The sequence below is a fragment of the Brasilonema bromeliae SPC951 genome (genome assembly GCF_012912135.1).
Taxonomy (GTDB): Bacteria; Cyanobacteriota; Cyanobacteriia; order Cyanobacteriales; family Nostocaceae; genus Brasilonema; species Brasilonema bromeliae.
In genome coordinates this window covers 1-7,598 of sequence record NZ_QMEB01000283.1, presented here as the reverse complement: position 1 = coordinate 7,598, position 7,598 = coordinate 1, and the positions used below count along the sequence as shown (strand labels likewise).

8 protein-coding genes and 1 pseudogene are annotated in these 7,598 nt (G+C 43.0%); 5 read left to right on the top strand and 4 right to left on the bottom strand.

Annotated features, from left to right (window positions below; translation table 11 throughout):
- The first annotated feature begins 222 nt into the window (after positions 1-222).
- On the top strand, positions 223-1,122 hold the full coding sequence (locus DP116_RS25445) for an undecaprenyl-diphosphate phosphatase (RefSeq protein ID WP_169157801.1): 900 nt from the start codon (positions 223-225) through the stop codon (positions 1,120-1,122).
- An 86-nt stretch (positions 1,123-1,208) separates the two neighbouring features.
- Here DP116_RS25445 and DP116_RS25440 read toward each other — a convergent pair whose 3' ends face one another.
- Positions 1,209-1,616 carry a hypothetical protein gene (locus tag DP116_RS25440; protein WP_169157800.1) on the bottom strand — a complete coding sequence of 136 codons (408 nt, stop codon included), beginning with the start codon at positions 1,614-1,616 and terminating at the stop codon, positions 1,209-1,211.
- An 80-nt stretch (positions 1,617-1,696) separates the two neighbouring features.
- On the opposite strand from DP116_RS25440, the pseudogene DP116_RS25435 reads away from it, so the two are divergent.
- A pseudogene (locus DP116_RS25435) lies at positions 1,697-2,701 on the top strand (cation:proton antiporter domain-containing protein); the annotation flags it as partial.
- Positions 2,702-2,707: 6 nt separating this feature from the next.
- Here the strand turns inward: DP116_RS25435 and DP116_RS25430 are convergent.
- The gene (locus tag DP116_RS25430) at positions 2,708-3,280 is read right to left on the bottom strand and encodes a DUF3124 domain-containing protein (protein ID WP_169157799.1); all 573 of its coding nucleotides are present in this window, start codon (positions 3,278-3,280) and stop codon (positions 2,708-2,710) included.
- A 9-nt stretch (positions 3,281-3,289) separates the two neighbouring features.
- Positions 3,290-3,967 carry a potassium channel family protein gene (locus DP116_RS25425; RefSeq protein ID WP_169157798.1) on the bottom strand — a complete coding sequence of 226 codons (678 nt, stop codon included), beginning with the start codon at positions 3,965-3,967 and terminating at the stop codon, positions 3,290-3,292.
- Between the two features lie 278 nt (positions 3,968-4,245).
- Between DP116_RS25425 and folD the strand changes: the two genes are divergently transcribed.
- From folD to DP116_RS25410, 3 genes are all read left to right on the top strand, one after another.
- Positions 4,246-5,124 carry a bifunctional methylenetetrahydrofolate dehydrogenase/methenyltetrahydrofolate cyclohydrolase FolD gene (gene folD, locus DP116_RS25420; RefSeq protein WP_169157797.1) on the top strand — a complete coding sequence of 293 codons (879 nt, stop codon included), beginning with the start codon at positions 4,246-4,248 and terminating at the stop codon, positions 5,122-5,124.
- Between the two features lie 214 nt (positions 5,125-5,338).
- On the top strand, positions 5,339-6,265 hold the full coding sequence (crtE, locus tag DP116_RS25415; protein WP_169157796.1) for a geranylgeranyl diphosphate synthase CrtE: 927 nt from the start codon (positions 5,339-5,341) through the stop codon (positions 6,263-6,265).
- A gap of 127 nt (positions 6,266-6,392) precedes the next feature.
- Entirely contained in the window at positions 6,393-6,866 is a 474-nt protein-coding gene (locus tag DP116_RS25410) for a divergent PAP2 family protein (RefSeq protein WP_169157795.1), read from the top strand.
- A gap of 34 nt (positions 6,867-6,900) precedes the next feature.
- On the opposite strand, the gene DP116_RS25405 is transcribed toward DP116_RS25410, so the two are convergent.
- Positions 6,901-7,598, bottom strand: a 698-nt coding sequence (locus DP116_RS25405; protein WP_246275790.1) for a hypothetical protein, incomplete at its 5' end; no start/stop codon positions are given.

Below are 7,598 nucleotides of genomic sequence, written 5' to 3'. Positions count from 1 at the left end.
CAAGTTCTGACGATGAATGTAGAATCCCCTCGCCTTTAGGCAGGGGAGTGTCAATTCTGTCAGGTTACGTAAATTATGTCATTCTCATGCGGTCAACCTCAAAAAAAGTGCTAGTTTGCCACATGTCATACTGTCGCCATTGATTAGTCATAGCAACGACATAAGCACAGGTTAATTTGTCTGTAACTTATTTGCAAACAAATTCATTAAACCAGTTAAATTATGCTTTCTCTTATAGTGGCGACTACAGGCTGTACCAACGGTAGTGAAGTGAATCTAGACTTTACTAACTTAAGCTGGATTGACGTGATTATTTTAGGCATTGTCCAGGGGATTACAGAACTCCTACCGATAAGCAGTACTGCTCATATGCGGATAGTACCTACTTTATTAGGACTGCAAGATCCTGGCTCTGCTTTTTCAGCAGCAATGCAACTAGCCAGTTTAACAGCTGTTTTAAGTTATTTCTGGAAAGACCTAAAAAAATTGACGGGAGAAACGGTTAGAGCAATAAGTGGGCAAGACTATCAATCGAGTTCTTTTCGGCTGATGCTGGGCTTGTTGCTGGGAACTTTACCCATTATTGTTGGAGGTTTACTACTCAAGCCAATTCTAAACGCTTGTGACTCCCCGATGCGAAGTTTGGTTGTCATTGGTGCAGCGTCTATTGTTATGTCTTTGCTGCTGGGAATTGCAGAAAAACGGGGAGGACGTGAGCGTAACTTTGAAAAAATTACCCTCTGGGATGGAATTTGGGTAGGGGTTGCTCAAGCCTTTGCCCTAATTCCAGGCGTTTCTCGTTCTGGTTCCACCCTCACCGCCGGACTATTTTTAGGAATGGAACGGGAGACAGCCGCCAAATTTTCTTTTCTGTTGGGCTTACCAGCAGTGGTTTTGGCTGGGGCTGTGGAATTGCACACCCTTTTCAAAGCAGGGTTGAGTGGGGCTGGTTGGTTGATACTTCTTATCGGCTTAACCTCTGCCAGTATTTCTGCTTTCATAGCAATTTGGGGACTCTTACGCTACTTGGAAAAACACAGCACTTTGATTTTTATTTTTTACCGCTTTGTAATGGGTGTGTTTCTGATAGTGGCTGTGATTTCAGGTTGGTTGCCCAATTGATTAGTTAGTGATTAACTCGGTTTTGCTGGGAGCTTCTTTGAGCTAGAAGCTTCCAGAGTTTCTCTGGCATAATGTTTTACTTATGACTATTCATCTATGTAAAATTCCCCATATTCTTTGTCTCCTAGAGGAATACTTTGATAGCGAACTTTACCCTTAATCACCACTTGTACTCCCTGCTGTAGATTAGTTTGATTGGTGACAACCCAAATTTTTCCTGTGGAATCATTAATTTGATACGCGTATCGATTGAGAAGCGGAACTCGCTTTTCTACCTTACCTTGTACGTAAAGTGTTTTACCATCCTCTTGTTGTGCTTTCAAGTCCTGAATTTGGGTGATGTTGGCTCCTATGGCATTTATGCCCAAATACCCTAAGTTACCACAACTGAGTAGTCCTACTAGAAGGAAAAGGGTTAATCCCGAGCGTGTGAGTACGACAACACTGTTGTGATTATATAAGAACGAGAAGTTTAAATTTTTCACTTTTTGCATAATCAATGTCTATTGAGCCAATTTTGGCATCAGTGCTTGGCTTGTGACAATTTTCATTTAGAGAGTAACTATCAACACTTTGTCTTGTAGTATCAAAAACACTCAACAAAGAACTCCAAATTCGCTCGGATGAACCGCTCAGTAGTATTTTACTGACGGTGGCTGTGGCATTAGGAGCTTTTCAAATTGGGCACTCTTTCAGCGTTTCTGGTGTGGTAGCTGTGGTTGTTGCGGGGTTAATTGTTGGAAGTATTGGACTTTCGAGTCAGGTATCAGCTTCTACTCGATTGCCGTTGCTCAGCTTTTGGCAGTCTATCGCTTTTGGTGTCAATAGCTTTATTTTCCTACTCGTAGGTATAGAAGTTGACTTAATCACTCTCTGGAGAACTCTGCCCGCAGTGTTGCTGGCGATCGTTGCTTATCAAGTGGGGCGTATACTTTGCGTCTATCCGCTGTTAGCTATATTACGTTGGTTTGACCGGCCAATTCCATGGCGCTGGCAGCACGTCTTGTTTCTTGGCAATATCAAAGGTTCTCTTTCTATGGGGTTAGCACTCAGCATCCCAACAACAGTAACAGGACGAGAACAAATCATTGCCATAGTATTTGGGACAGTGTTGCTGTCCTTGCTCGGGCAGGGAGTGAGTTTGCCGTGGATAGTGAAACGTTTGCGCTTGTCCCAATTTTCAGAATCTCGTCAGCAGGTTGAAGAATTACAAGCGCAATTAATCACAGGTAAGGCAGCGCAAGATGAATTAGATAGTTTGTTAAAGTCAGGAATATTACCAAAAGCCATTTACGAAGAGATGCGCTCAGCTTATCAGGTGCGAGTCGCAGGAGCAGAAAAAGCTTTGCGGGAATTGTACAATCGCCGCCCAGATGAATTTGATCTTAAAAGTGATGGACACAGCAAACTCGAAGCCATTCGCCGCCGTTTGCTACTGGCAGAGAAAGGAGCACTCAACGAGGCAATACGTAAGCAAATTCTTTCAGAAGAAATTGTGCGATCTGCTGCAAGCAGCAGCGCTTCGCTATCGCGGCTTCAAAAAATTGATGAGCAATTGCTCACACTAGAAGATGATTAGTCGCTTTCAAGAACCCTGTACAGAAGATGAGCCCTTATTATTACTTTGACTTTTAATAACCTTGCCAGGACTGATCCAGGAAATTCCTTGTTGGAAGTCAGTACCAATCATAACTGCTTCAACCACCGGCTGAAAAACTTTTGTTTGGGCTACCCACTCCACAATAAAGTTAGCTCCTACACCTCCACTAGTGTCAGTTCTATCTACAACAAAATCCGTAGAAGCTAGGGCAGCAAGTTGAATCGGGCGCTCTAAATACTGTTTAAGTAGTTTTCCATTGGAGTCATAGTAGCGCACAGAAGTAATGATGATAGGCTTGGTCAAATCAGTATTACGAATACTGAGAGTCGCCGCTAAATTGAAAATTTTTTTCTGATCGCCGTGATAGATGTGGGAGTAGACAGGGACATAGATAGTTTGACCCATCACTGTCTTGAAATTTTCATCTAAATTTACCACCTTTTGAGATTGATTTTCCCCTTTAGTATCAGCTTGTGACTGCGGTGGAATCTCTGGTGATGTGCAGGATGTCAGTACAATAAGAGCGATCGCTGAATAAAAAAGTGGATATAGCTTCATTAGAATGAATCATTTACAACCTTCAATAAAATCAATGACTTGATGTAATGACCCTGGTTTAGTCACAATCAGCACAGTTGAATCGGGTTCCAGTACTGTACTACCGTTAGGAATAGTTAAATCCTCGTGAGGATGAGGCTGATAGCCAATAATGAGAGAGCCAGTGGGAAACCGGGAATCCTGAGCAATTTCGGCAACACTACGACCGACAACATAGCAATTGTTTGGAATAGAAAGTTTTAAAACCTCAATCTGTCCCTGTTCAAAATGCATCATCGATTCGACTTGCGGATACTCAATAGCATTCACCATTGTTGAAACTGCCAAATCTACGGTACTGATGATATGATTGGCTCCAGCTAAACGCAGGGGTTCCACAAAATCGGGATGGCGCATTCGAGACAGAATATGAGGAACACCATAGTGCTTGGCAAGAGTTACCATTGCTAAGTTCAAAGCATCGCTTCGTAGCATAGCTGCCAAAGCGTCGGCTTTACGAATCCCAGCTTCTAACAACACTTCTGTACTAACAGCACTGCCTTCAAAAGCCATTGCTCCGACTTGTTCACGGGCATAACGACAAGCATTAGGGTCAATGTCAATCACAGATATGGTATGTCCTAGTTCTACCAATTTCTGTGCTAAACTTAGCCCCACCAAACCTGCTCCACCAATTAGCACGTACATAACTGCTTTTTGATACTTTTGCCTTCTACTTTACTTTACAAGCTACTATGCAGGTGAAACAGTTTGGTATCGTTAACACTGGAAACAACCAAATTTCCTAATGCATATGATAGTTAATTTGTACAGTGCCTAATTTTTACAAGGAACATTGACTAATTCTGATTTCTAAAGTCTTCTTAGACAACCAATCTGAGAAGATAATAAATGTGGTTTTGCTGTTTTTTGAACAAAGCATGAGACAGCAACGCCAAGGCGTAGCGCACTTGTCTTGAATTTTAATGGAAACACAAACAGCCAAACTTCTTGATGGTAAAGCTTTAGCTAACAAAATTCAGCAAGAACTTTCTGCTGCCATTAAAGAATTGCAACCCAAAATAGGACGCCCGCCGGGTTTAGCAGTGCTGATGGTGGGCGATAATCCAGCGTCAGCGGCTTACGTACGCGGGAAAGAACGAGCTTGTCAGAAAGTTGGTATTGACTCTTTTGGCAAGCATTTTCCCACAGAAACCACTCAAGCAGAACTAGAAGAAGTCATTGCTGCGCTCAATAATGATGAAAGGGTGGATGGTATTCTCGTGCAATTACCCTTACCTAACCACTTGGATGCTGTGGCGCTTTTGCATCAAATAGTTCCAGAGAAAGACGCCGACGGACTGCACCCAATTAATTTAGGGCGACTGGTGCGAGGAGAACCTGGTTTACGTAGCTGCACTCCAGCTGGAGTTATGCGGCTGTTGCAGGAATACGCAATTCCTTTGAGGGGAAAGCATGCGGTGGTGGTAGGACGCAGTATATTGGTGGGTAAACCACTGGCTTTGATGCTGCTAGAGGCAGATGCGACTGTGAGTGTGGCTCATTCGCGATCGCACTCTTTGCAGTCCATCACCACAAATGCTGATATTCTAATTGCAGCAGCAGGTCGTCCAGGACTCATTACTGCTGACATGGTGAAACCGGGCGCTGTTGTGGTAGATGTGGGAATAAATCGTGTGACAGATTCAAGCGGTGAGAGTCGTCTGGTTGGTGATGTCCACTTTGAGTCCATTGCTGGTATTGCGGAATTTATCACACCAGTTCCCGGTGGTGTTGGTCCGATGACTGTAGCTATATTGCTACAAAATACGGTAAACAGCTATAGCCAACGCTCCCATCGTTAGGAATAGTCCATAGTCAATGACTAATGGCGCATGAGCCAGGATGCTCCTGTGAGGGAGCCGCTCAATCAGCCAACACGCTCAAATGCAAAGTTAAAAATTCAAAAAAATAATTCTTCATTTTGAATTTTGAACTTTGAATTTTGAATTAAGCGAAGGGGGTGACTCTTTCTCGTAAAATTGTTACGTATATAACAGAAGATTAAGGAATTTAGGAATGGTAGCAGCTGATAACATTCAAAAAACTCCAGAGTTCGTCAAATTTGACTTACGAGCTTATCTCAAAGAGCGACAAAAGCTTTGTGAAGCTGCTTTGGATAAATCTATTTCCATCCGTTATCCAGAAAAGATTTACGAAGCAATGCGCTACTCGCTCATGGCTGGAGGTAAGCGTTTGCGTCCTATTCTTTGCCTTGCTACCTGTGAGATGATGGGTGGTACCATTGATATGGCAATGGCAACCGCTTGTGCTGTGGAGATGATCCACACAATGTCGCTCATTCACGACGACTTGCCAGCAATGGATAATGATGATTACCGTCGTGGAAAGTTGACAAATCACAAAGTTTATGGTGACGACATTGCGATTTTGGCTGGGGATGGCTTATTAGCTTACGCATTTGAATATGTAGTCACTCATACTCATAATGTACCACTAGAGCGAATCACACAGGTCATTGCTCGTTTGGGTCATGCGACGGGAGCGACAGGCTTGGTTGGTGGTCAAGTGCTTGATTTAGAATCAGAAGGAAAGACAGATATCTCCTTAGAAACGTTGAATTTCATTCATAGGCACAAAACCGGTGCTCTTTTAGAAGCTTGTGTCGTCTGTGGTGGCATAATAGCAGGAGCATCATCAGAAGATGTACAGCGATTGTCTCGCTATTCCCAAAACATTGGGCTTGCTTTCCAAATTATTGATGACATTCTAGATATCACTCAAACCGATGAGGAATTGGGCAAAACTGCTGGAAAAGACCAACAGGCTCAAAAAGTGACGTATCCTAGTCTTTGGGGACTCGAAGAATCAAAACAAAAGGCTCAAGAACTTGTAGAGGATGCTTGTGCAGAACTAGAACCTTTTGGAGATAAAGCTTTGCCCCTAAAGGAATTAGCACACTTTATCACCAGTCGTAAAAATTAAACTAACAATGAATGATGAATGATACAAGCAGGGGAACTTTACATTATATAATTTATCATTCATAAATCATATCTCTGTTGAGAATTCATCATTCAGAATTCATAACTTCTCATCTTATCAAAATAGCATGCAGGACATAGGCGACATATTAGACAACCGAGTGTTGTGGGTTGCTGTAGGAGCTTGTTTGATGGCTCAAGCATTAAAGCTTGTCATCGAGCTACTCAAGAATCGTAAACTGAATATAAATGTTTTAGTAACAACTGGAGGTATGCCTAGTGCTCATTCTGCACTGGTAACAGCTCTTGCAACAGGAGTCGGGCAAACTCTTGGTTGGGCTTCTCCAGAATTTGCAGTGGCAATGGTTTTTGCCATTATAGTCATGTATGACGCTGCTGGAGTTCGTCAAGCTGCTGGAAAGCAAGCCCGTATCCTTAATCAGATGATTGACGAATTGTTTCACGAACACCCAGAGTTTGATGGCGATCGCCTCAAAGAATTACTGGGACACACACCTGTTCAGGTGATTGTTGGTTCGGCGTTGGGTATAACCATCTCGTGGTTGGCTAAGTCAACCGGCGTGTTGGTTGTCAGTCCATAATCAATCAAAAAACCTGACTGTATTTTGCTGAGGGCTACTGCAAACGCACAGATGAGCGCAGTAGCATCACTTTGCGACTATCTACAACTACGGCAAAAAAACCTCGTTCGCTCAGCTTTTGCAGTGTGCTGTATGCTTCTTTTTGATTCCTCGTGTAAACAGCCAGCAAATAAGGACGTTCTCCGTAGGAAACAAAACCTACGTCTCCTCTAACAACTTCCCGTACTTTGTTCGCCATTTCAGGGCGGTTATAGTAATCTACTAATACAGCCAAACCCTCTCCCAAACGTTCAGGTTTATAGCTTACTGTCTGAGTAGGCGGTTTCTGTGTCACCGTAGGCGGTTTCTGTGTCACCGTAGGCGGTTTCTGTGCCACTTCTGATGACGGTCGAGTGGTGACAATAGCAGATAACCCAACTATATTCTTGATATACCTCGCCCAACTGTTAGCATCATCTATCTTGTTAAACCCACCAATTCGTGTGACTGTATTTTTGAGATATCTACAAGTGCTTGGGTTAGTATTGGACGGTAAAGCTTGACGTAATTGCTTCTGATTCTCTGCTGTGGGACTACTGACCAACAAAAGATACTCACCGGAATTAGGAGGTTGACAGACAGGAAGATCTTGTTGAGCATTAGCAGAATTTATGCCACCACTCAACCCGACAATACCTAGCATTAAACTACTGACTAAAGTATTTTGTATCTGAAATTTCTGAACAACAGTCT

Bases quoted from the DNA above. Each gene is read 5' to 3' on its own strand.
- DP116_RS25440 (WP_169157800.1), bottom strand. From the start codon at position 1,616: ATGCAAAAAGTGAAAAATTTAAACTTCTCGTTCTTATATAATCACAAC.
- DP116_RS25425 (WP_169157798.1), bottom strand. From the start codon at position 3,967: ATGTACGTGCTAATTGGTGGAGCAGGTTTGGTGGGGCTAAGTTTAGCA.
- crtE (WP_169157796.1), top strand. From the start codon at position 5,339: ATGGTAGCAGCTGATAACATTCAAAAAACTCCAGAGTTCGTCAAATTT.
- DP116_RS25410 (WP_169157795.1), top strand. From the start codon at position 6,393: ATGCAGGACATAGGCGACATATTAGACAACCGAGTGTTGTGGGTTGCT.
- folD (WP_169157797.1), top strand. From the start codon at position 4,246: ATGGAAACACAAACAGCCAAACTTCTTGATGGTAAAGCTTTAGCTAAC.
- DP116_RS25445 (WP_169157801.1), top strand. From the start codon at position 223: ATGCTTTCTCTTATAGTGGCGACTACAGGCTGTACCAACGGTAGTGAA.
- DP116_RS25430 (WP_169157799.1), bottom strand. From the start codon at position 3,280: ATGAAGCTATATCCACTTTTTTATTCAGCGATCGCTCTTATTGTACTG.